Source organism: Comamonas sp. w2-DMI (assembly GCF_040187735.1).
In the GTDB taxonomy this organism is placed as follows: domain Bacteria; phylum Pseudomonadota; class Gammaproteobacteria; order Burkholderiales; family Burkholderiaceae_C; genus Comamonas; species Comamonas terrae.
Genome location: NZ_JBANEL010000002.1, coordinates 57,960 through 79,560, shown reverse-complemented (window position 1 = coordinate 79,560; position 21,601 = coordinate 57,960). Strand labels below are relative to the sequence as shown.

Here is a 21,601-nt window from a genome sequence, read left to right as displayed (position 1 = left end):
ACAGATACTGTATAAATTATCAGATCACTGTTCGGAAATTCTGATCCAGAACTCCAAGCCGCCCGACATGTCCGACCATCCCAAGCTCACCCCCCGCCAGCAGCAGATCCTGGATCTGATCCAGTCGACCATTGCGCGCACCGGCGCTCCACCGACGCGTGCCGAAATCGCCAGCACCTTCGGGTTCAAGTCCGCCAATGCGGCCGAGGAGCACCTCCAGGCCCTGGCGCGCAAGGGCGTGATCGATCTGGTCAGCGGCACCTCGCGCGGCATCCGCCTGCGCGCCGATACCGTGCGCACCATCAATGCCGCCCGCGGCACCAGCTTCGCCCTGCCGCTGGCCGCGCTGGCGCCGCTGGTCCTGCCCCTGGTCGGCCGCGTGGCGGCGGGATCGCCCATTCTCGCCCAGGAACATATAGACCAGAGCTATTCCGTGGAGCCCGGCCTGTTCGCGGCCAAGCCCGACTACCTGCTCAAGGTGCGCGGCATGTCCATGCGCGATGCCGGCATCATGGATGGCGACCTGCTGGCCGTGCAGTCCACGCACGAGGCCCGCAACGGCCAGATCGTCGTGGCCCGTCTTGGCGACGACGTCACGGTCAAGCGCTTCAGGCGCACGCCGCAGGGCATAGAGCTGCTGCCCGAAAATCCCGACTACAAGGTCATCCACGTCGCACCGGACGAACCTTTCGCCATCGAAGGCCTGGCCGTAGGCCTGATACGCAACAGCATGTTCATGTAGCGTGCTTCCACGGCGCCGGCACTGGCGCCCTGGGCCGATTCCCACAGCACTGCCCGGGTGGTAGGCGCAAGGCTTGAAGGCCTTGCCCCGGGCGGAGCCTTGCCTGAAAACGCAATCCTGCCCCGTCCACAACCTCGCAAGAACTTTCTTGGAACAGGAGTTGCCACATGGGATTCGCTTTGCCTCTGCTGTCTCTGACACGCTTTGCCCTTCAGGCCCATCGCCATGCCGCCGTGCGAGAGAACTCCGCGTCGCAAGCCTCATCGCAGGCACCAGCCAAGCCAGCACAGTCGCAGCCTCGCGATGCAATGCTCTCCAATTCCCCATCCGAAGATACGCGGGCCCGGCCTGCCGTTTTCACCATGCGCCGAAGCCGCTCCCGACGCCGCGCCACGGCGCCCGCTGTTCCCTCCGCCCAGATGCCCTTGCCGCTCGAAGCCACTCCCGCCTGCAGCCAGCCGCGCATGCTGCGCATCGTCCAGCGCGAGCCGCGCAATCAGCCCGAATGCCTGCTCATCTCGGGCCGCATGGCCGATGTCTGTGCTGCGCTGGAGCGCATGGCCGCCAACGAAGGCGCGCTGCACGCCTGATGCATGGCGGCCCCGCCGCGCCATAGAAACCGGCAAGGCCTGCATCCGATTTTTGAAGTATTTGCAAACAGTTCCATGCGCCGTGGCCGTTGAATGCTCACAAAAATGAGTCTATTCAAGGCACAATCGGGTGCATGAACATCGTGATCCTTGACGATTACCAAGATGCTGTGCGCAAGCTCGAATGCGCCCGTCTGCTGGAACCTTTCAATGCAAAGGTCTACACCAATACCGTCAAGGGTGTGGGACAGTTGTCGGTGCGCCTGCGCGATGCCGACATCATTGTTCTGATCCGCGAACGCACCCAGATCACCAAGCAGTTGCTGGAAAAGCTGCCGCGCCTCAAGCTGATCGCCCAGACCGGCAAGGCGGGTGCGCATATCGATGTCGCGGCCTGCACGGCCCATGGCGTGGCGATCGCCGAGGGTGTCGGCTCCCCCATTGCGCCGGCGGAGCTGACCTGGGCACTCATCATGGCTGCCATGCGGCGAGTGCCCCAGTACATCGCCAATCTCAAGCACGGGGCCTGGCAGCAGTCCGGGCTGAAGGCCGCCTCCATGCCCCCCAACTTCGGCCTGGGCAGCGTGCTGCACGGGCGGGTGCTGGGCATCTGGGGCTATGGACGCATCGGCCAGCTGATTGCCCGCTATGGCAAGGCCTTCGGCATGCAGGTCTGCGTCTGGGGCAGCGAGGCTTCGCGCCAGAAAGCGGCGGCGGACGGACTGATCGCCGCCCCATCGAAAGAAGCCTTCTTCGAAGAGTGCGACGTGCTTTCCATGCACCTGCGCCTGAACGACGCCACGCGCGGCGTTGTCAGGGCAGACGATCTGGCCCGCATGAAGCCCACGGCCCTGTTCGTCAATACGTCGCGCGCGGAGCTGGTGGAGTCCGAGGCCCTGCTTTGCTCGCTCAATCGCGGCCGGCCGGGCCTGGCAGCCATCGACGTGTTCGAGAGCGAGCCCATCCTGCAAGGCCACGCCTTGCTGCGCCTGGAGAACTGCATCTGCACGCCGCATATCGGCTATGTGGAGCAAGACAGCTACGAGCTGTATTTCCGCGCCGCTTTTGAAAACGTGGTGAACTTCGTCAACGGCCAGGCCAGCAACATCTTGAACCCTGAAGTGCTCAGCGGCCCCCTGCGCATGGGCCGCTCCTAAGCCGCCCCTGGCGCTAAGAACTGGCAGGGCCCGGCGGCCATTGAAGCTGCGAGGCCAACTCCTGCGCCACCGCTTGCTGCAGCGATGCTCGCACCAGCGTCTCCACTTCCTTGCGCAGCTGCAAGGCCATGGACCGTGCCTGGTCCTCAACCACGGCTGAAATCGCCTCGCGCAGCCGCTCCTCGAGCATCTGGTCCACGCGATGCATAAGCCTCTGGGTAAGCTGTTCCCTGAGTTGCTGCGCGTGCGGGTCATTCCAGTCCGCATCAGGGGCAAGCGGAGCATTGGCACCCGCAGCCACCGAATTTTCAAGCGCCGGCTCGGGCAGGGACAAAGCAGCCGGCCCCTGGGCCTCGGAAAAAACTTCCGACGAGAGCGGCTCCCTTTGGGAGTCGCCAGCAAGCGTCCGCGCTGGCGCATGTTCCGCCGCGGCTTCCTGCGCTTGCCCGCCCGACACGGAGTCCAGGTCATCTACGTTTACCTGCGGCGCAATGGTGTCGGCATTGACGCTCTCGGATAACTCGGCATGCGCAGGCATGACCCCGCTTCCCGACAGCGATTGCTGCGGCGGCAGGGAGTCCGGCAGAGGCGGCAGGTTGCGCGGAATCGCGGAAATTCCGCGTACGCCGACCACGGCATCAGCCAGCCTGGGTGAGTGCAGAACCGGCTGCAGGCATGGCGCTGAAGCATTCTGCGGCACCGCAAGCTCCGAGGGAGGTTCGGCCGACAGATCGGCCTCCATGGCGTCCAAGGTAGCAGCTTCGGGATCGATCGATGCCGGCACCACCTCGGTCAGGGTGGGAACAAAGCGCGGCGGCGTTTTAGAAGAGGAATTCATGCCCTAGCCCTTGAGCTTCAAATCATGGCGGACGATGGCCACGCCCTGCGCGGCATAGCTTTTCCAGCGCGCCCGCGCTTCTTGCCGGTCCATCTCGTCGGTTGCCGAAACAATCTCGATGACTTTGGCAAATTGCTCATAGCCCGCTGGCACTTCGCTGCCCAGATTGACCAGCACATCATGGTGCGGCAGATTGTCAAGCCGCTGCGCCAATACGATGCCGGATGCCGCCAGCAACTGCCCTCCATCGCTGGCAAAGGCATGGGCCAGAAAATCCGTGGGAGACACTGCCCACAGCTTCGGAGACAGCGCAGCCAGCACAGGCTGGCTGCCCACCACCACCAGCCGCGCCCCATGCCGCAAGGCCTTGCGGGCATACCGGCATACATAGGCCTGCTTGTCGGGCGCGTTGAAATGGAAGGCGACTTCGGTCATCTCACGCTCCCGCGTCGGCAACCAGCACGCCGGCCATATTCCAGGTCACACAGCAATGCGTCACTCCTGGCTCAAGCCTTGGCCTCTGCAGTGGCGGCTGCGGCGCGGCGCGAACTGCGGGGCTTGGTGACCGCTTTCGAGGATTTGGCGGCTTTGCCGTTCAGCTTGCCGGCAGGGGCCGCAGCCTTGCGGGAAGCATCTGCCCCGCCTTGCCGGGCCAGCAGATAGTGCAGCAGCAGGCCCACCGGCCGACCCGTCGCCCCCTTGGCTGCGCCGCTCTTCCATGCCGTACCCGCGATATCCAGGTGCGCCCAGGGAATGTCGCCCACGAATTTCTGCAGGAACTTGGCGGCCGTCACGGCACCGCCGGCACGACCGGCCACATTGCCCATGTCGGCGAAGTTGCTCTTGAGGCCCTCCGCATATTCGTCATCCAGCGGCATGCGCCAGCAGGGATCGAGGGCCGCGTCACCGGCCTTCTGCAAAGCCTGCGCCAGCTCGTCGTGCGCCGAGAACAGACCGCTACGCAGGCCGCCCAGTGCCACCACGCAGGCGCCGGTCAATGTCGCCATGTCCACCAGGGCCGCAGGCTTGAAGCGCGCGGCATAGGTCAGCGCATCGCTGAGCACCAGTCGGCCTTCGGCATCGGTGTTGAGAATCTCGATGGTCTGGCCGCTCATGCTGGTGACCACGTCGCCGGGCTTGACAGCGCCGCCGTCGGGCATGTTCTCGCAGGCAGGAATCAGGCCGACCACATTGATGTCCGGCTGCAGCCGCGCCAGCGACTGGAACACGCCCAGCACGCTGGCCGCACCGCCCATGTCGAATTTCATTTCGTCCATTTCGGCCGCAGGCTTGAGCGAGATGCCGCCCGTATCGAAAGTGATGCCTTTGCCCACCAGCACGATGGGCGCCACATTCCTGGCGGCACCGTTGTAATGCAGCTCGATCAGGCGCAAGGGCTCGCGCGAACCCTGGGCCACAGCCATGAAGGCTCCCATGCCCAGCTTGGCAACTTCGGCCGGACCGTGGATCTTGCAGCTCAGCCGCGTCGACCTGGCGGCAGCCACCATGGCCTTGGCGGCGTCGGCCAGCAGCGTGGGAGTGGCATGGTTGGCAGGGCGGTTGGCCCATTCGCGGGCCGTGGCCACGCCTTCGGCCTGCGCCACCGCGACATTGAAGCCCGAAGCAATGGCTGCAGTCCTGGCCGCCACGCCGATCACCACCTTCCGCAGCTTCGCAGGCTTGGCCTGCGGCTTTGTGTGGGTATAGACATAGCAGGCATCGGCAATCGCCTGCACGGCGGCCGATACGGCTGCGGCCTCGGCATCGAACGCAAAGCTCACCACGGCCCTGGCCACGCCTTCGGCCTTGAGCACGCCGGCGCAGCCTGCCAGCGCATTGCGCACATCCTTGGCCGAACCCGCACCCGTTCCCAGCAGCAGCACACGGCGCGCGGCGATGGCCGGCACCTGGTACAGGGGCAGCTGCTTGCCGGCGGACAGGGCAAAATCGCCCTGCTTGACGGCATGCGCCACCAGCGCACCGATGGCATCGCTGCCCAATGTGCCCGGGGCGGCCTGCTCGGAAACCAGCACCAGCAGCAGGTCGCATTTTTCACGTGCTGCGGCCGCAGCGCTCAGAGCCTTGAGTTCAAAGTCCATAATCGGTGTTTTCCTTTTAGCCAATGTTATTCGATTCATCCATACGCAAAGAGCTTGCCCGCAGCTTCGGTGCGACAGCCGTCGTCCTGGTCACCGTGGTGATGACCATGATGCTGATCCGCACGCTGGGCCAGGCTTACAAAGGCAGCGTCAGTCCTTCGGACGTGCTGCTGGTCATGGGCTTTACCGTGCTCGGGCAGTTGCCCACCATCCTGGGGCTGAGCCTGTTCGTGGCGGTCGTCGGCTCGCTGTCTCGCATGTACCGGGACAGTGAAATGGTCATCTGGTTCGCCGCAGGCCAGGGCCTGGCTTCGCTGCTGCGGCCGCTGCTGCGGTTTGCCTGGCCCATTCTGGCTGCAACCGCCGTGCTGGCTCTGGGCGTGCTGCCCTGGGCCAATCTGCAGATCGAGCAGATCAAGGCCCAGTTCCAGCAGCGCAGCGATATTGACCGCATCGCCCCCGGCGAGTTCCAGGAATCCGCAGGCGGCACGCGCGTGTTCTTCATCGACAAGGACATTCCGAGCGCCCAGGCGGCCAGCAATGTCTTCATCGTCTCCAACGATCCGGGGCGCGAATCCGTCACTTCGGCCAAGGGCGCCCGCCTGGAGGTGGTCAAGGGCGAGCGCATGGCCATTCTGATGGACGGCCAGCGCATGGAAAGCCGCGCCAGCGACGGTACCGTGAAGATCAGCGACTTCAAGGAATACGGCACGCAGATCGATGGCGGCAACCCGGTGTCCGCCGAAGAAATGGCCGCGCGCAGCATGCCCACTTTGGAGCTTGCCCGGCGCGACGAGCCGATTGCACGCTCCGTGCTGGGCTGGCGCCTGGGCCTGCCGCTGGCAGCACTCAATTTCGTGATCCTGGGCCTGGCGGTCTCCAGCGTGAATCCGCGCGCCGGCAACAGCAGCAGCCTCATGATCGCCCTTTTTGCCTTCATCGTGTACTACAACCTCATGACGCTGGGCGAAAGCTGGGTCGGTGCCAACAAGATCAGCATGTGGAGCCTGCTGCTGCTGCTGCATGGCACCACGCTGGCAGGCAGCCTGCTGGTGCTGGCCGCGCGCCACAAGCGCTGGTCGCCGCGCGATCTGCTGCGCCGGCGCAGCGCCACGGGAGGTGCGGCATGAAAGTCCTGCGAGGCCTGATCTACCGCCAGATTCTGGCGGCCGTGCTCTACGTGACACTGGCTTTCCTGGCGCTGTTCTTCTTCTTCGACCTGGTCGACGAGATGCGCTGGGTCAACCGCAACTCGGCCTACAACATCACGCATGCGCTGATGTTCGTGGCGTTGGCCATTCCCGGCCATCTGTACGAACTGCTGCCCATCACGGTGCTGATCGGCACCATCTTCGTGATGGCGCGCTTTGCCCAGAGCTCGGAATTCACCATCATGCGCACCAGCGGCATGGGGCCGTGGCTGGCGCTGCGCACCCTGCTTTTCATCGGCCTGGGCTTTGTGGTGCTCACGATTGCCGTCGGCGACTATGCGGCCCCCGCCGCGGAGAACCTGGAGCAGAAGCTGCGCGCAGTCCAGAAAGGCCAGATCACCACGGGCGCCACCGGCGCCTGGCTCAAGGAAAAGCAGGGCGACCATTCGATCGCCGTCAATGTGCGCGCCATCAAGGCGCCCGGCGACTTCCTGAACGTGCGCGTCTACGATTTCGATGCCAATGGCCGGCTCGCCGCACAGATCCATGCCGAAACGGCCCAGGTCGACGAAGAGCATGACCGGTGGACCATGCAGAACGTGCAGATCAGCCGGCTGAGCCAGGAAGGTGAAAAGACCAAGCTGGTGCGCAGCAACGAAAAAAGCTACGACTGGCCAACGCAGGTGACGGCCGAGATGGTCTCGGCCGCACTGCTCAAGCCCGACAACATGTCCACGCTGGCGCTGTTCCAGTTCATCCGCCACCTGGAAGCCAACGGCCAGGCCGTGCAGAAATACGAGATCGAGTTCTGGCGCAAGGTCTTCTATCCGCTCAGCTGCCTGGTGATGGTCGTGCTGGCCCTGCCCTTTGCCTATCTGCATTTCCGCTCGGGCGGCATCGCCACCTATGTGTTCGGCGGCGTGATGGCCGGCATCAGCTTCTTCCTGCTCAACAACGTGTTCGGCTATGTCGGCACCCTGCAGTCCTGGTGGCCCTGGCTGACCGCGGCCGCGCCAGGGCTGCTCTACACGGCGCTGTCGCTGACCGCATTCGGCTGGCTGGTGCTGCGCCGCTGAGGGCAATCGCCATGACCCATTCCCATTGCACACCGTCCGCAGCCGTCGTGCCCGGCCTGGTGCTGCTGGCCCACGGCTCGCGCGATGCGCTGTGGCGCCAGCCCATCGAGGCCGTGCAGGCCGCCGTGCAGGCGGCACAGCCTGCGCTGGCCTGCCACTGCGCCTATCTCGAAGCCTGCGAGCCCGACCTGCCGGCGGCCGCCGCAGCCCTGGTCCAGGAAGGCGCCAACCACATCACGGTGCTGCCGCTATTCCTGGGGACGGGCAAGCATGCGCGCGAGGACATTCCGTGCCTGGTGGAGGCGCTGCGCCGGCAATATCCGGAGTGCCGTTTCGAGTTGCAAGCCGCCGTGGGCGAGCATCCGCGCGTCACAGGCCTGCTGGCCGAGCTCGCCATAGAGCAGGCGCTGGCGGGCACGGCGCCGCCTTCTCCAACGGCTCCGGACAAAGAAATGTCGGGATAAAAAACCGATTTCTTATATAAATGAAGCATAATGACGCAAGCTCTCTGTCTATGCCGTCATGAATCTTCACCAATTCCGATTCGTCCAAGAAGCCGCGCGCCGCAACCTCAACCTGACCGAAGCGGCCAAGGCCCTGCACACCTCACAGCCCGGGGTATCCAAGGCCATCATCGAGCTCGAGGAGGAACTGGGCATCGACATCTTTGCCCGCCATGGCAAGCGCCTCAAGCGCATCACCGAGCCGGGTCAGGAAGTCATCAAGAGCATAGAGCTCATCATGCGCGAAGTGGGCAACCTCAAGCGCATCGGCGAGCAGTACAGCGCCCAGGACAGCGGCACGCTGAGCATCGCCACCACCCACACCCAGGCCCGCTACGTGCTGCCTCCGGCCGTGGCGCGCCTGCGCGACATGTACCCCAAGGTCACGATCAGCCTGCACCAGGCCACGCCCGCCGAAGTGGCGCGCATGGTGATCGACGAAGTGGCCGAGATCGGCATGGCCACCGAATCGCTGGCTGACTATCCCGATCTGGTCACCCTGCCCTGCTATGAATGGCAGCACGTGCTGGTGCTGCCCACCGGCCATCCTCTGGCGCAGAAGGAGCGCGTCACGCTCGAGGACATCGCCCACGAGGCGCTGATCACCTACCACCCGTCGTTCACCGGGCGCGGCAAGATCGACCAGGCTTTCGATGCGCGCCGCCTGCATCCGCGCATCGTGCTGGAAGCCATCGACGCCGACGTGATCAAGACCTATGTGCGCCTGGGCCTGGGCGTGGGCATCGTGGCCGAGATGGCCATGCGCGACGATCCGGTCAACGATCTGGTCGTGCGCCCCGTCGGCCACCTGTTCGGCACCAGCGTGGCCCGCGTGGCCATCAAGCGCGGCGCCTATCTGCGCAACTTCGTCTACAAGTTCGCCGAACTGCTGAGCGACCGCCTCTCGCGCGACCTCATCATGCGCGCCATGAACGGCAGCGTGGACGACTTCGGCCTCTGATCCTTTCCCGCGGCGGGGCCGCCGGTCCCGCCATGCCCCACGTTTTGCACCGCACAACGACCGTGACTCCCACCTTTCCCAGCAAGCTGCCCCATGTGGGCACCACGATCTTCACCGTCATGTCGGCACTTGCCGCCGAGCACCAGGCCGTCAATCTGGGCCAGGGCTTTCCTGACTTCGGCTGCGACCCCAGGCTGCTGGACGCCGTCAATAACGCCATGCGCGCAGGCCACAACCAGTACCCGCCCATGAGCGGCTGGCCCGCTCTGCGCGAGGCCGTGGCCGCCAAGATCGCGGCGCTGCACGGCCGACGCTACGACGCCAATGCCGAGGTCACGATCACGGCCGGCGCCACCCAGGCCATTCTCACGGCCATCCTGGCCACCGTGCAGGCCGGCGACGAAGTCATCGTGCTCGACCCCTGCTACGACAGCTACGTGCCCAATATCGAACTGGCCGGCGGCGTGGCCGTACGCGTTCCGCTGACGCCTGGCACCTTCCGCCCGGACTTCGCCAGGATCTCCGCAGCCATCACGCCGCGCACGCGCCTGCTCATCATCAACAGCCCGCACAATCCCAGCGCCACCATCTGGAGCGATGCGGAGATGCGCCAGCTCGAAGAGCTGCTGGCTCCCACCAACGTGCTGCTGATCAGCGACGAGGTCTACGAGCACATGGTCTTTGACGGCGGCCAGCACCAGAGCGCCGCCCGCTTCGCGGGACTGGCCGATCGCGCCTTCATCGTCTCCAGCTTCGGCAAGACCTACCACGTCACGGGCTGGAAGGTTGGCACGGTGGCCGCGCCCGCAGCGCTGACCGCCGAATTCCGCAAGGTCCACCAGTTCAATGTGTTCACCGTGAACACGCCCATGCAGGCGGGTCTGGCGCAGTACATGCAGGACCCGGCACCCTATATGGATCTCCCGGCCTTCTACCAGGCCAAGCGCGACCTGTTCATGCGCGGCCTGCAAGGCTCGCGCCTGAAGCTGCTGCCCACGGCCGGCACCTATTTCCTGTGCGCCGACATCTCGTCGGTCTCGGACCTGAACGAGGCCGAGTTCTGCCAGTGGCTGGTCAAGGAAATCGGCGTGGCGGCGATTCCGCTGTCGGCCTTCTACGGCAACGGCTTCGATCAGCGTGTGGTGCGCTTTTGCTTCGCCAAGAAGGACGAGACGCTGGTGGAAGCCGCGGCCCGGCTGCGCAGGCTGTAAAAGCTGCCATGCATAAAAAGGAGCGCTTTACGCGCTCCCTTTCTTGTTTTCAGCCCTATTTTCATCAGAAGTCAAAGCCGGGCATGCGCTGTACGCTATGGAGTTTGCTGCATCTGCCGGCACTTTCCCTGTGTGCCAGCGATACCGGGCAACAGCCACCGTGGTGCCCACGCACCGCCGGAGCGCCTATCGGCCGCACACTCCCAGCCGTGCCTGCCGAATTCCGACACCCCCGACAGCTGTCCTGCGCCGCAGCGAACCGCCGGGCCTTCTGCAGGGTGTCCCGCGGCGCGATAATGAAGCTTCATTCTCCCGAGCGCTCCAAAACACAAGGTGACGCCATGCCAGCTTTGCGCGCCCCGCTGCCCTCCGATATTGCCTCGCTCACAAGGCCCGACGAATTGGCCTCGTTTCTGGCCGAAGCCGCCCGGTCCCTGGGGTTTGACTACTTCGCCTATGGCCGCAAGCCCGCCCTCCCTCTTGCCAATCCGCCGGCAAGCATCATCTCCAACTATCCGAGCGCCTGGCAGCAGCGCTATGCGGAAGCCGAGTATGTGAAAAACGATCCGACGATCGCGGCAAGCCGGCGCTCCATGCGTCCCCTGGTCTGGAGCGATGAAGTCTTCGCCGGCGCCAAGCAGCTATGGTCCGAGGCCCGCGACGCAGGCCTGCAGGTCGGATGTGCGCAGTTCATCACCGATGGCTTTGGCAATCGCGGCATGCTGACGTTGGCCCGCAGCCACGAACCACTGACCGAACGGGAACTGCAGGCCAAAAGCACGCAGATACACTGGCTCTCGGTGCTGGTCCACGAGCACTTTCCACGCATTTATCCGCAAGAGCAGCATGCCTTCGAAATCCCTTCGCTGACCGAACGGGAAATTGAAATCCTGCGCTGGTCCGCGGACGGAAAAACGGTGGCCGAGATTGCTGCAATGCTGCCCATCTCTTCCCACACCGTGAATTTCCATATGAAAAATGCCATGGAGAAACTGGCTGCGCCCAACAAGTCGGCGGCCATCCTGCGCGCCGCCATGCTGGGGCTTCTCGAATAGCGCTCGCCGGACGCAGCAGCGCAGCCGCATTCCAGCCGGCATCGGCCCCGGCCGTCCGATGGGCGCCATGCCGTCAGGCGGCAAGCACGCCCGGCAGTTCGATCCAGCAGGCCAGAATCGGCATGCCGTTCACCATCACCGGGGGTCCGGCCCGGTGAGCCATGAAGCCCGTGTTGCGCAGGAGACGCTCGATGCCCAGCGGCGACACGGTGATGAGCCGCTGCGCCCCATGGGCAGAAGCCACCGCCGCAGTGGCGCGCAGCAGCTCCAGCGTCAGATGGGAGGAAAACTGCCCCAGCGGGCCGGGCATGCTGCCGTTGAAATCCACCGCGGCAAACCTGGACAGCTCCCAGATCGCAGGGCTGCGGGGAACCGGCGCGCCGCCCATCAGCTGCGGAAATACTTCACCCAGCAGATAGGGCCTGCTGGTGGGCAGCAATCTTGCCGTGCCGACGACCTCGCCCGCCTCGTCCTCGCCGACGACATAGACCGTGTCCTGGCGGTCGAACTGGTCCAGCTCCCGGCCCTCGTCGCATTCGAGCTGCCAGCCCAGTTTTTCCACGAAGACCCGATACCTGTAGGAGGCCATCTTCGAGATGACCTGCGGGTTCAAGGCCTCCTGAGTGCCGGTGATGAATTGCATGCTGATTTCTCGCGGTTTCCTTCCCTGCGCCATTGCACCGGAACCGCATCGATCGCATAACTACTCACCTAGGCGGGTGACGGACTGGGCATTCTGTGCCATACCTGCTCCCGCCAGGGCAGCACATCGATCACCGTCTCCAATACCTCAAGACTTTCCAGCCAGCCGAAATCCCGGCCGCACCTGTCGACCAGCATCACATTGCTTCGAAGCGCGCCGTCCCTTTCGAGCGCCAGCTTGCCGTTCCTGTCCGCGACGACACACCAGTCCCAGCCGACAGAGATCGGCCTCGCGTCAAGGCTTTGCCACTCGGAATATCCATACGCCCAGACGCAGCGGGCCAGATTCGCATGATTCGGAACATGAAGGTCGACGTCCGACATCAGGTGGACGAACCTGGAGCTCAGCACCGATTCAAGTGCCACTCTCAGGAATCCGTCGTATGCCATCTGGTTGATTGCCACATTCATCCCTTATCTTGCGGGGCGAACCAAAATACCGGAGCCAATGGCGCTGCACCCAGGCTGCACCGGTCGGCGATCCCTTCATCCAAAGCCCGCTCGCATGGGTACATTGGCGCAAACCGCGCAGCAGGTAGTGTATTGAACCGCGAGCCTGCGGCATGGACGCAGGCGGCAAGGACAAAACCCCGGGCCGCGCCGGGATGTCGCCGCGCCCGGCCCGGCTGGGACAAGCAGCGCTTGCTGCGCCGGCAGATACGGCGCATTGCAAGACCCCTGCAACAGGGCGGGCCTGTGCCCGGGCTGGCTAGCCGTGGGTCAATCGAGCAAGCCGAGATATGCGGCTCGGGCCACTGCCGCCGTGCGGTTGGAGACATTGAGCTTTTCAAGCACGTTGCGGGTATGAAACCTCACGGTGTCCGCCGAGATGAGCAAAATATCGGAGATATCCGGTATCGTCTTTCCGACCGCAGACCACTGAAGCACCTCTTTCTCGCGGCTCGTCAGCTCGACGATTTCCGGACAGACGATGCTTCGTGTATCCACCAGGCGCTGGAAACCCACATGCGCAATGCTGGACAACCAGCGCATGCGCAGGCTTTTTGCCTCGAGCTCTGCAGCGGACAACGGCTCCGCCGACCGGGCCAGTGTGAGCATCCCGGCCACACCGTTGCGCGTGGGGCTTCCCTGGGCCCACCCTACCCGAAGCCCCGCACACCTGGCCTCTTCCCATAGTTCAGGGGCCGGAGCAAACAGCTCGTCGCTCCACACCAGCGGCTCGGGCGAGCGTGCTCCATGCATCACGGTGGGATCCTGCTCGATGTAGCCTCTGCGCTCGTAGCGGGCGCACCATTGCGAGGAATAATTGTTTATCAGGAAATGTGCGGGCCTGGAAACCGGCAGAGCCAGCCGCATGCCGTAAGCGCAGTACTCGAAACCGATTTCATAGGCAGCGCGCCGCACCTCTTCGAAAAGCTCGTTCTCCGTCTTGGCATTTGAAGAAGCGTTCAGCACATCCTCTGCCCAGCCCAGTATCTTTTCCATATCGCCGTTGATTCCCGCAAAAGCCGCATCGAGCATCAGCCTGCTGATTCATGCCTAGCCGGCCGGTTGAATCGCTGAAGTCCCAAGGCAAGTTGAATATTTCAGCATCCGCTTCATGCAAAGCAGCCTGCTGGCTCAAGGTCGCCGCGCCACCGGGACGGAACAGGTCAATGCACGATCTGCAACAGAGTGCCTCCTGGGCCGATCGCTTCGGCGAGCAGGCGCAGGTCTTGCCGTAAAAAATGCGTTTGAAAAAGGGAAGCAATATGCCCAACCGGTATCGGGCATGCCGGCACCAGCCGATGGTTCAGGCCGCAGCGGCCTGGATTCGCTTTCTGATTCCGATGCAGCGCGCCTGACAGGTACTTGGCCTTCCTGGCGGTTGCGCCCCTGGGGGGCCCGCACTACCCGTGCCAGGCGCCGCAGCAGAAAACAGGGACATTCAGTTGACCAGCATATCTTCGGGTTTCTTGCCGGCCGCCAGGGCCTCCAGGAACCAGGCGGGAGAGCGACCGCGACCTGTCCAGGAATTTCCGGCCCCGTCGCTGTATTTCACGGGAACCGTTTTGGTTTCGGCGGTACGCGACCTGGATTTGGCGGATTTTCCCGTCCCGAAAATGTCCTCTGCGGTCAGTCCGTAATTCGAAACAGCCTCTCTGACCCGGGCCACGGCATTGGCGATTTCCGCACGGCGCAATACTTCGGCCTCTTCCTGCAGGATCTTGATCTGCTGAAGAACTTCTGCATAGGTTCGAACGGGACTGGTCTGCGTCATTGAATCACTCCATTGAATTTGATGGCATACAAACCCCGCATGCCATTCCTGGAGTCTAACCAAAGCAGCAGCCTCTACCTACAAAAATTAGTAGGTTTTCCCTTCCAAACATTCGCCAGGCTGCCTTCCGAATCAGCGGTTTGCCTCTCCTGCATTGCGCCATGAGTATTTGGAAATCGCACGGCCCGCTATTTCATGTCCATACGCCGCCGGTCCGCGATTCAAAAGCTGAAAAATCCCCAAGACGGCAGGAGCGAGCCGGAATCATTGCCTATCCGGAAAAACTGTCCCTGCCCTTCTGCGCACGCATTGGCCACAAGACGGTTTCCTTTTCTCGCCGTTTGCGGGCTGCCCGATACACGATTCCGATGGAAACGGGTACCCCAAAGCAAATCGCCAGACAATGGACCTGTCTGGCGACGCCTATGCGAAATTCAGCCCGTCTCGTGCTTCACAGCAAGACGATGTCGTATTGCTCCTGCGCCATGGCTGTCTCGGCCTGCAGCGAAATCGGCTTGCCGATGAAGTCCGAGAGGCTGGCCAGATGCTGGCTTTCCTCGTCCAGGAACATTTCCACGACCTTGGGCGAAGCCACGACACGGAATTCCCTCGGATTGAACTGGCGCGCCTCGCGCAGGATCTCGCGCAGCACTTCATAGCAGATGCTGCGCGCCGTTTTCACGTTGCCCTTGCCCGCGCAGGCCGGGCACGGTTCGCACAGCATATGGGCCAGCGATTCGCGCGTGCGCTTGCGCGTCATCTCCACCAGGCCCAGCTGGGAAAAACCACCGGCCATGGTCTTGACACGGTCCCGCGCCAGCTGGCGGCGAAATTCCGAGAGCACCTCGTTCTGGTGGTCCTCGCGCACCATGTCGATGAAGTCCACGATGATGATGCCGCCCAGATTGCGCAGGCGCAGCTGGCGCGCAATCGCGTGGGCCGCTTCAAGGTTGGTCTTGAAGATGGTGTCGTCGAAGTTGCGCGCGCCGACAAAGCCGCCGGTGTTCACGTCGATGGTGGTGAGCGCCTCGGTCTGGTCCACGATCAGGTAGCCGCCCGACTTGAGGTCCACGCGCCGCCCGAGGGCCCGGGCGATTTCCTCGTCTATCGAATACAGGTCGAAGATCGGCCGTTCGCCCTTGTACAGCGCCAGCTTGGGCACGGCCGCCGGCATGTATTCCTGGCCGAAGGCCTTGAGCAGCGCGAACTGCTCCCGGGAGTCGATGCGTATGCTCTGGGTGGTCTCGCCCACAAGGTCCCGCAACACGCGCTGCAGCAGGTTCAGATCCTGGTGCAGCACCGACATGGGCGGCAGCTTCTGCGATGCGTCCTTGATGCGGGCCCAGGTCTTGCGCAGATAGCGGATGTCCTCGGCCAGTTCGCCGTCGCTGGAATCCTCTCCATTGGTGCGCAGGATGAAGCCGCCGCCACCGCCGGTCTCCTTGGTACCCACCAGCGCCTGCAGCCGCGCACGCAGCGCATCGCGCTCGTGCTGGGGAATCTTCTGCGAGATGCCGATATGGTCGTCCTGCGGCAGGAACACCAGCAGGCGCCCGGCAATGCTGATCTGCGTGGACAGGCGCGCGCCCTTGGTGCCTATCGGATCCTTGATGACCTGGACCATGATGGTCTGGCCCTCGAACACCTGCTTCTCGATGGGTATCTGTGGCACATCCTTGCGCGCGAACATGGGCGCCTCGCCGTTTTCCTGGCGCTGCCACACATCGGCCACGTGCAGAAAGGCGGCGCGCTCCAGGCCGATGTCGATGAAGGCCGACTGCATGCCGGGCAGCACGCGCGAGACCTTGCCCAGATAGATGTTGCCGACGAGGCCACGCTCCAGCGGCCGCTCCATGTGCAACTCCTGCACGGCTCCGTTTTCGATGACGGCCACCCGCGTTTCCTGCGGCGACCAGTTGATCAGAATGTCCTGCTGCATTGGCATGTTGTCTTTCGTGTACGTTGTTGTTCTTTTCGGCAGGCACCAGTGTGCGGTGCGGGCATGGCATCCGCAAGACACAGACCCGAACGGTTTGCGTGAAATTGCAGCGCCGGAGCCGGCCCGTCCTTTGCGGCCCGGACAGGACCGGCTTCCCTTCGGAACGCGTGCCTACAGCGCCCAGCCTAGCGCGCGCAGCAGACCTGCAGTCTCGAACACCGGCAGGCCCATGATGCCCGAGTAGCTGCCGCGGATTTCCTCGATATGGGCAGCCGCCCGGCCCTGTATGCCGTAGGCGCCTGCCTTGCCCATGGGCTCGCCCGTGGCCACATAGGCGGCGATCTGCGCCGCCGTCAAGGGCGCAAAGCGCACGCTGGAAACCGACAGCGCCTGCAGGCGCTGCTGCCCGTGCTGCACGGCCACGGCGGTCAGTACCTCGTGCGCCTGTCCGGAGAGCAGGCCCAGAATGCGCGCGGCATCCACGGCATCCGCCGGCTTGCCGAGGATCTGCGCGCCCAGTGCCACCGTGGTGTCCGAGCACAGGATGGGCGCCGGAGCCAGGCCGCGGCGGCCATGGCGGGCCACGGCCGCATCGAGCTTGGCAGCGGTCACGCGCTGCACATAGTCGCGCGGCGACTCGCCCGGCCGCTCGAGCTCGATGGCCTCGGCATCCTCGGCAATGTCGCCCGCCGCATTGGGCAGCAGCAACTCGTGGGCCACGCCCAGCTGCTCGAGCAGTTGGCGGCGGCGGGGACTTTGGGAGGCAAGATAGATGAACGGCGCCATGATTCGAATGAAATGTACTGCCAGCACTTGCCCATCAAGCGCCAGCGGCTATCAAAATCATAGTATCACGCTGTTCGCCGCTCTGCAGGGCGCACAGGACACCGGCCCGGCGCAGAAGCCTACTCGCGGTGGTAGGGGTGGCCGGCATTGACCGACCAGGCGCGGTAAAGCTGCTCGATCAGCAGCACGCGCACCATGGCATGGGGCAGTGTCAGGTCCGAAAGCCGGATACGCTCGTGGGCACCGGCCTTGAACTCGGGATCGAGTCCGTCGGGTCCGCCGATCACCAGCACCACATCGTCGCCCTCGAGCTGCCAGCCCTTGAGGCGCTGGGCCAGGGCCTTGGTCGTGAGGCTGGTGCCGCGCTCGTCGAGCACCACGATGCGGGGGGTGCCGCGCGCCGCCGTCCCGATCGCGGCCTCGATGCGCTTGCGCTCGGCCGCATAAAGCGTCTCCACCGTCTTGGAGCCGCGCGGCTCGGTCTTGACGGCCTTGAGCTCCACTTTGAGCTCCGGCGGAAAGCGCTTGGCATAGTCGTCGTAGGCCGTCTGCGCCCAGTCGGGCACATGCTGGCCCACGGCCACGATGGTCAATCTCATTGCGCGAGCAGTGGAATGAGCAGCTTAGGCCTTGGCGCGGGAGGCGCGCTTGGCAGCGGGCTTTGCCGCCGTCTTGGCTGCGGACTTCGCGGGCCGGTTCACCACCACGGTCTTCACGGCCTTGGGGGCAGCGGCTTTTGCCGCGGGCTTCGCGGCAGTTGCAGGCTTGGCTGCGGTTTTCTTTGCGGCGGGCTTGGTGGCCGTCTTGGTTGCAGCAGGCTTGGCCGCAGCCTTCTTTGCAGCCGGTTTCTTGGCTGCGGGCTCGGCGGCCTCGGCATCCGCCTTGACCACATGCTTTCGGGTGCTGGCGGCCTTGGGCTTGACTGCGCCCAGCTTCATGCGCACGGGCGTTTCGCCCCAGATTTCTTCCAGGCGGTAGTACTGGCGGATGGCCGGCTGCATGATGTGCGCCACGGCAGAGCCGCAGTCCACGATGATCCATTCGCCGTTTTCCTCGCCTTCCTGGCGCGGCACGGGAAAGCCCGCCTTCTTGACGGCTTCGCGCACGCTGGAGGCCAGCGCCTTGGTCTGGCGGTTGGAAGTGCCCGATGCCACGATGACGCGCTCGAACAGGGGCGACAGCGCTTCGGTGTTGAACACCTGGATATCTTGGGCCTTGACGTCCTCGAGGCCGTCGACGATGGCTCGCTGCAGTTTGGTGACGTCGCGCTTGGCTGCGGAATCCGATTTGATGGAGGTGGTCATCAGGCGATGGAATCAGTAAAGATGGGGTCAATATAGCGTGTGCTGCGCCCGGCCCGTATCAGGGTTGGCTCAGAAGCGGAAAGCTCGGCCCGTAAAGCCTCGTCCACCACGCCTTGAAAGTGTCGGTGCGCCTGGAGCAGGAAGATCCGCCCAGCGCACACAGCTATGGAAATTATAGTTTTCTGGAAATTTCCCTGCTGACGGGGCTTTATGCGCTGCCGGCAAGGCAATTTCCAGCTCCGGTCACAACCAGTCCCGGCGCACCAGGAATTTGTCCACCAGCTCGCGCTCCGGGGTGCCCGGCGCATCTTCGCGCTGGTAGCTCCAGCTCGCATGCAGCGGCATGGACAGCAAAATGGATTCGGTGCGCCCGCCCGACTGCAGGCCGAAATGCGTGCCGCGATCCCAGACCAGGTTGAACTCCACATAGCGGCCACGGCGGTAGCGCTGGAAATCCACCTGCGCCGGCCCGTACTCGGCGTTCCTGCGGCGCTCCACAATGGGCAGATAGGCCCCCAGGAAGGAATCGCCCACCGATTGCAGCATGGCAAAGCTGCGCTGCTGGCCCAGTTCGGCAAAGTCATCGAAGAAGATGCCGCCGATACCGCGCTGCTCGTGGCGGTGCTTGAGGTAGAAGTACTCGTCGCACCACTGCTTGAAGCGCGGATACAGCTCGGCGCCGAACGGCGCGAGCGCATCGCGGCAGCTGCGGTGGAAATGCACCGCATCCTCTTCGAAGCCATACACGGGCGTCAGGTCCATGCCGCCGCCGAACCAGCAGGTCTTGGGCTGGCCCTCATGGCCGGCCGCGATCATGCGCACGTTCATGTGCACCGTCGGGACATAGGGGTTGCGCGGATGGAACACCAGGGATACGCCCATGGCCTCGAAAGGCGCGCCGGCCAGCTCGGGCCGGTGCTGCGTGGCCGAAGGCGGCAGCTGCGGCCCCCGCACATGCGAGAAGCCGCAGCCGGCGCGCTCGAACACACGCCCGCCTTCCATGATGCGGGTGATGCCATCCCCCTGCAGCTTTTCCTCGGGGCCTTTGCGCCAGGCGTCGTGCACGAAGCGCGCGCCGCCCTCGCCTTCAAGGCCTTCCAGCGCCTGGGTGATGCGTGCCTGCAGCCCCGTGAGGTACTCGCGCACCTGGGCCACGGGCAGCTGCTCGCAAGGCGATACGTTCGCCGGGCTTGCCATACGGCCGTCAGCCCTTGACTGCGCGATGGCCGATGTCGCGGCGGTACTGGGCTCCATCGAAATGGATGCCGCGCGCCACGTCGTACACCTTCTGCTGGGCCTGCTTGACGCTGTCGGCCAGCACGGTCACGCACAGCACGCGGCCGCCGCTGGTCACGGGCACGCCGTCGCGCAGCTGGGTACCGGCATGGAAGACCATGGCGTCATCGGCCGCGGCCGGCAGGCCGGTGATGGCATCGCCCTTGCGCGGGTCCTCGGGATAGCCGGCAGCGGCCATCACCACGCCCAGCGCCGTGCGGCGGTCCCATTGCAGCTCGACCTGGTCGAGCTTGCCATCGGTGGCCGCCAGCATCACATCCACCAGATCGCTCTTGAGGCGCATCATGATGGGCTGGGTCTCGGGATCGCCCATGCGGCAGTTGAACTCCAGCGTCTTGGGATGGCCGCTCTTGTCGATCATCAGGCCGGCGTACAGGAATCCGGTGTAGGGAATGCCGTCCTTTTCCATGCCGCGGATGGTGGGCAGGATGATCTCGCGCATGGCGCGGGCGTGCACGTCGGCCGTGACCACGGGCGCGGGCGAATACGCGCCCATGCCGCCCGTGTTCGGGCCCTGGTCGCCATCCTTGAGGCGCTTGTGGTCCTGGCTGGTGGCCAGGGCCAGCACGTTCTTGCCGTCGCACAGCACGATGAAGCTGGCTTCCTCGCCGTCGAGGAATTCCTCGATCACCACGCGGGCACCGCCCTCGTTGTGCGTGACGCCGTACTTGTTGTCCACCAGCATGAAGTCCACGGCATCGTGGGCCTCCTGCAGCGAAGTGGCCACGACCACGCCCTTGCCGGCCGCCAGGCCATCGGCCTTGATGACGATGGGCGCGCCCAGGCGTTCCACATAGGCGTGGGCAGCCGCGGGATCGGTAAAGGTCTCGTACTGCGCCGTGGGAATGCCGTGGCGCGCCATGAAGTCCTTGGAGAAAGCCTTGGAGCTCTCCAGCTGGGCTGCGGCCCTGGCCGGGCCGAAGATGCGCAGGCCGTGGGTACGGAACTCGTCGACCACGCCGGCCGCCAGCGGCGCCTCGGGGCCGACGACGGTCAGGCCGATCTTCTCGGCCTGCGCCCATTCGCGCAGGGCCTGCACGTCGGTGATACCGAGGTTTTCAATCTTGCCGCCGGCCAGGGCGGTACCGCCATTGCCAGGAGCCACATAGACCTTGGTCGCCTTGGGCGATTCGGCCAGTTTCCACGCCAGGGCGTGTTCACGGCCACCGCCGCCAATCACAAGAATTTTCATAGTTCAGCGTTGTGGTAGACGTCCTGCACGTCGTCCAGATCTTCAATCATGTCCAGCAGCTTCTGCATGCGGGCTGCGTCGTCGCCTTCCAGGGCGACGGTATTTTCGGGGCGCATGGTCACTTCCGCCACCTCGGGCGTCAGGCCCGCGGCCTGGAGCGCATCGCGCACGGCTTCGAAATCGGCCGGCGCGGTCAGTACCTCGATGGCGCCTTCGTCGTCGGTGATCACGTCCTCAGCGCCGGCTTCCAGCGCCACTTCCATGACCTTGTCCTCGCTGGTGCCGGGCGCAAAGACAAGCTGGCCCACGTGCCTGAACTGGAAGGCCACCGAGCCTTCGGTGCCCATGTTGCCGCCGTACTTGCTGAAGGCGTGGCGCACGTCGGCCACGGTGCGCACGCGGTTGTCGGTCATGGTGTCCACGATGATGGCCGCGCCGCCGATGCCGTAGCCCTCATAGCGGATTTCCTCGTAGCTCACGCCTTCGAGGTTGCCCGTGGCCTTGTCGATGTTGCGCTTGATGTTGTCGGCCGGCATGTTGGCGGCCTTGGCCTTTTCCACGGCCAGGCGCAGGCGCGGATTGGCGTTCAGGTCGCCGCCGCCCTGGCGCGCAGCCACCATGATTTCACGAATAATCCGTGTCCATATCTTGCCGCGCTTCTCATCCTGGCGACCCTTGCGGTGCTGGATGTTGGCCCATTTGCTGTGTCCTGCCACAGAGAGTCCTTTGATATTTGATTTAACCTAGCAGGCGAGATTTTACTTTTGACTGAACGCTA

23 protein-coding genes are annotated in these 21,601 nt (G+C 64.3%); 9 read left to right on the top strand and 14 right to left on the bottom strand.

Annotation, left to right across the window (positions count from 1 at the left end; all coding sequences use genetic code 11):
• The first annotated feature begins 67 nt into the window (after window positions 1-67).
• From lexA to V8Z74_RS03090, 3 genes are all read left to right on the top strand, one after another.
• Entirely contained in the window at window positions 68-742 is a 675-nt protein-coding gene (gene lexA / locus V8Z74_RS03100) for a transcriptional repressor LexA (protein WP_349707890.1), read from the top strand.
• Window positions 743-1,104: 362 nt separating this feature from the next.
• Entirely contained in the window at window positions 1,105-1,332 is a 228-nt protein-coding gene (locus V8Z74_RS03095) for a hypothetical protein (RefSeq protein ID WP_349707888.1), read from the top strand.
• Between the two features lie 134 nt (window positions 1,333-1,466).
• Window positions 1,467-2,489: a D-2-hydroxyacid dehydrogenase family protein gene (locus V8Z74_RS03090; RefSeq protein WP_349707887.1), complete on the top strand. Its 1,023-nt coding sequence runs from the start codon at window positions 1,467-1,469 to the stop codon at window positions 2,487-2,489.
• Between the two features lie 13 nt (window positions 2,490-2,502).
• Here the strand turns inward: V8Z74_RS03090 and V8Z74_RS03085 are convergent, their stop codons facing one another.
• The 3 genes from V8Z74_RS03085 to V8Z74_RS03075 all read right to left on the bottom strand — a co-directional run bounded on the left by V8Z74_RS03085 (window position 2,503) and on the right by V8Z74_RS03075 (window position 5,426).
• Window positions 2,503-3,327 carry a hypothetical protein gene (locus tag V8Z74_RS03085; RefSeq protein WP_349707886.1) on the bottom strand — a complete coding sequence of 275 codons (825 nt, stop codon included), beginning with the start codon at window positions 3,325-3,327 and terminating at the stop codon, window positions 2,503-2,505.
• A gap of 3 nt (window positions 3,328-3,330) precedes the next feature.
• Entirely contained in the window at window positions 3,331-3,762 is a 432-nt protein-coding gene (locus V8Z74_RS03080; RefSeq protein ID WP_349707885.1) for a DNA polymerase III subunit chi, read from the bottom strand.
• A gap of 71 nt (window positions 3,763-3,833) precedes the next feature.
• Window positions 3,834-5,426, bottom strand: coding sequence for a leucyl aminopeptidase (locus V8Z74_RS03075; RefSeq protein ID WP_349707883.1), 1,593 nt, complete (start codon window positions 5,424-5,426; stop codon window positions 3,834-3,836).
• A 23-nt stretch (window positions 5,427-5,449) separates the two neighbouring features.
• On the opposite strand from V8Z74_RS03075, the gene lptF reads away from it, so the two are divergent.
• From lptF to V8Z74_RS03045, 6 genes are all read left to right on the top strand, one after another.
• On the top strand, window positions 5,450-6,556 hold the full coding sequence (gene lptF / locus V8Z74_RS03070) for an LPS export ABC transporter permease LptF (protein ID WP_066470048.1): 1,107 nt from the start codon (window positions 5,450-5,452) through the stop codon (window positions 6,554-6,556).
• Entirely contained in the window at window positions 6,553-7,653 is a 1,101-nt protein-coding gene (gene lptG / locus V8Z74_RS03065) for an LPS export ABC transporter permease LptG (protein ID WP_349707882.1), read from the top strand. The genes lptF and lptG overlap by 4 nt, the downstream gene beginning before the upstream one ends.
• 11 nt (window positions 7,654-7,664) lie before the next feature.
• Window positions 7,665-8,117, top strand: coding sequence for a sirohydrochlorin chelatase (locus tag V8Z74_RS03060; protein ID WP_349707880.1), 453 nt, complete (start codon window positions 7,665-7,667; stop codon window positions 8,115-8,117).
• Between the two features lie 58 nt (window positions 8,118-8,175).
• Window positions 8,176-9,117, top strand: coding sequence for a CysB family HTH-type transcriptional regulator (locus V8Z74_RS03055; protein WP_066470058.1), 942 nt, complete (start codon window positions 8,176-8,178; stop codon window positions 9,115-9,117).
• 32 nt (window positions 9,118-9,149) lie between these two features.
• Window positions 9,150-10,328, top strand: coding sequence for a pyridoxal phosphate-dependent aminotransferase (locus V8Z74_RS03050; RefSeq protein ID WP_066470060.1), 1,179 nt, complete (start codon window positions 9,150-9,152; stop codon window positions 10,326-10,328).
• Window positions 10,329-10,624: 296 nt separating this feature from the next.
• On the top strand, window positions 10,625-11,383 hold the full coding sequence (locus V8Z74_RS03045; RefSeq protein ID WP_349707879.1) for an autoinducer binding domain-containing protein: 759 nt from the start codon (window positions 10,625-10,627) through the stop codon (window positions 11,381-11,383).
• A gap of 73 nt (window positions 11,384-11,456) precedes the next feature.
• Here the strand turns inward: V8Z74_RS03045 and V8Z74_RS03040 are convergent, their stop codons facing one another.
• The 11 genes from V8Z74_RS03040 to V8Z74_RS02990 all read right to left on the bottom strand — a co-directional run bounded on the left by V8Z74_RS03040 (window position 11,457) and on the right by V8Z74_RS02990 (window position 21,539).
• On the bottom strand, window positions 11,457-12,026 hold the full coding sequence (locus V8Z74_RS03040) for an acyl-homoserine-lactone synthase (RefSeq protein WP_349707877.1): 570 nt from the start codon (window positions 12,024-12,026) through the stop codon (window positions 11,457-11,459).
• 68 nt (window positions 12,027-12,094) lie between these two features.
• The gene (locus V8Z74_RS03035) at window positions 12,095-12,496 is read right to left on the bottom strand and encodes a DUF4902 domain-containing protein (protein ID WP_349707875.1); all 402 of its coding nucleotides are present in this window, start codon (window positions 12,494-12,496) and stop codon (window positions 12,095-12,097) included.
• A gap of 309 nt (window positions 12,497-12,805) precedes the next feature.
• Complete coding sequence (locus tag V8Z74_RS03030; protein ID WP_349707874.1) at window positions 12,806-13,567, bottom strand: autoinducer binding domain-containing protein; 762 nt, start codon at window positions 13,565-13,567, stop codon at window positions 12,806-12,808.
• A gap of 406 nt (window positions 13,568-13,973) precedes the next feature.
• Window positions 13,974-14,306: an H-NS histone family protein gene (locus tag V8Z74_RS03025; protein WP_066470069.1), complete on the bottom strand. Its 333-nt coding sequence runs from the start codon at window positions 14,304-14,306 to the stop codon at window positions 13,974-13,976.
• A gap of 451 nt (window positions 14,307-14,757) precedes the next feature.
• Complete coding sequence (gene rng, locus V8Z74_RS03020) at window positions 14,758-16,245, bottom strand: ribonuclease G (RefSeq protein WP_066470072.1); 1,488 nt, start codon at window positions 16,243-16,245, stop codon at window positions 14,758-14,760.
• Between the two features lie 171 nt (window positions 16,246-16,416).
• Entirely contained in the window at window positions 16,417-17,031 is a 615-nt protein-coding gene (locus V8Z74_RS03015) for a Maf family protein (RefSeq protein WP_066470075.1), read from the bottom strand.
• Window positions 17,032-17,150: 119 nt separating this feature from the next.
• Window positions 17,151-17,630, bottom strand: a complete 480-nt coding sequence (rlmH, locus tag V8Z74_RS03010; RefSeq protein ID WP_066470079.1) for a 23S rRNA (pseudouridine(1915)-N(3))-methyltransferase RlmH — start codon at window positions 17,628-17,630, stop codon at window positions 17,151-17,153.
• Between the two features lie 24 nt (window positions 17,631-17,654).
• Entirely contained in the window at window positions 17,655-18,335 is a 681-nt protein-coding gene (gene rsfS / locus V8Z74_RS03005; protein WP_349707873.1) for a ribosome silencing factor, read from the bottom strand.
• A gap of 243 nt (window positions 18,336-18,578) precedes the next feature.
• A complete protein-coding gene (gene hemF, locus V8Z74_RS03000) occupies window positions 18,579-19,532 on the bottom strand; it encodes an oxygen-dependent coproporphyrinogen oxidase (protein ID WP_349707872.1) in 954 nt (317 codons plus the stop codon).
• A 7-nt stretch (window positions 19,533-19,539) separates the two neighbouring features.
• Entirely contained in the window at window positions 19,540-20,823 is a 1,284-nt protein-coding gene (gene purD, locus V8Z74_RS02995; RefSeq protein WP_349707871.1) for a phosphoribosylamine--glycine ligase, read from the bottom strand.
• The gene (locus tag V8Z74_RS02990) at window positions 20,820-21,539 is read right to left on the bottom strand and encodes a YebC/PmpR family DNA-binding transcriptional regulator (protein ID WP_349707870.1); all 720 of its coding nucleotides are present in this window, start codon (window positions 21,537-21,539) and stop codon (window positions 20,820-20,822) included. The genes purD and V8Z74_RS02990 overlap by 4 nt, the downstream gene beginning before the upstream one ends.
• Window positions 21,540-21,601: the final 62 nt, after the last annotated feature.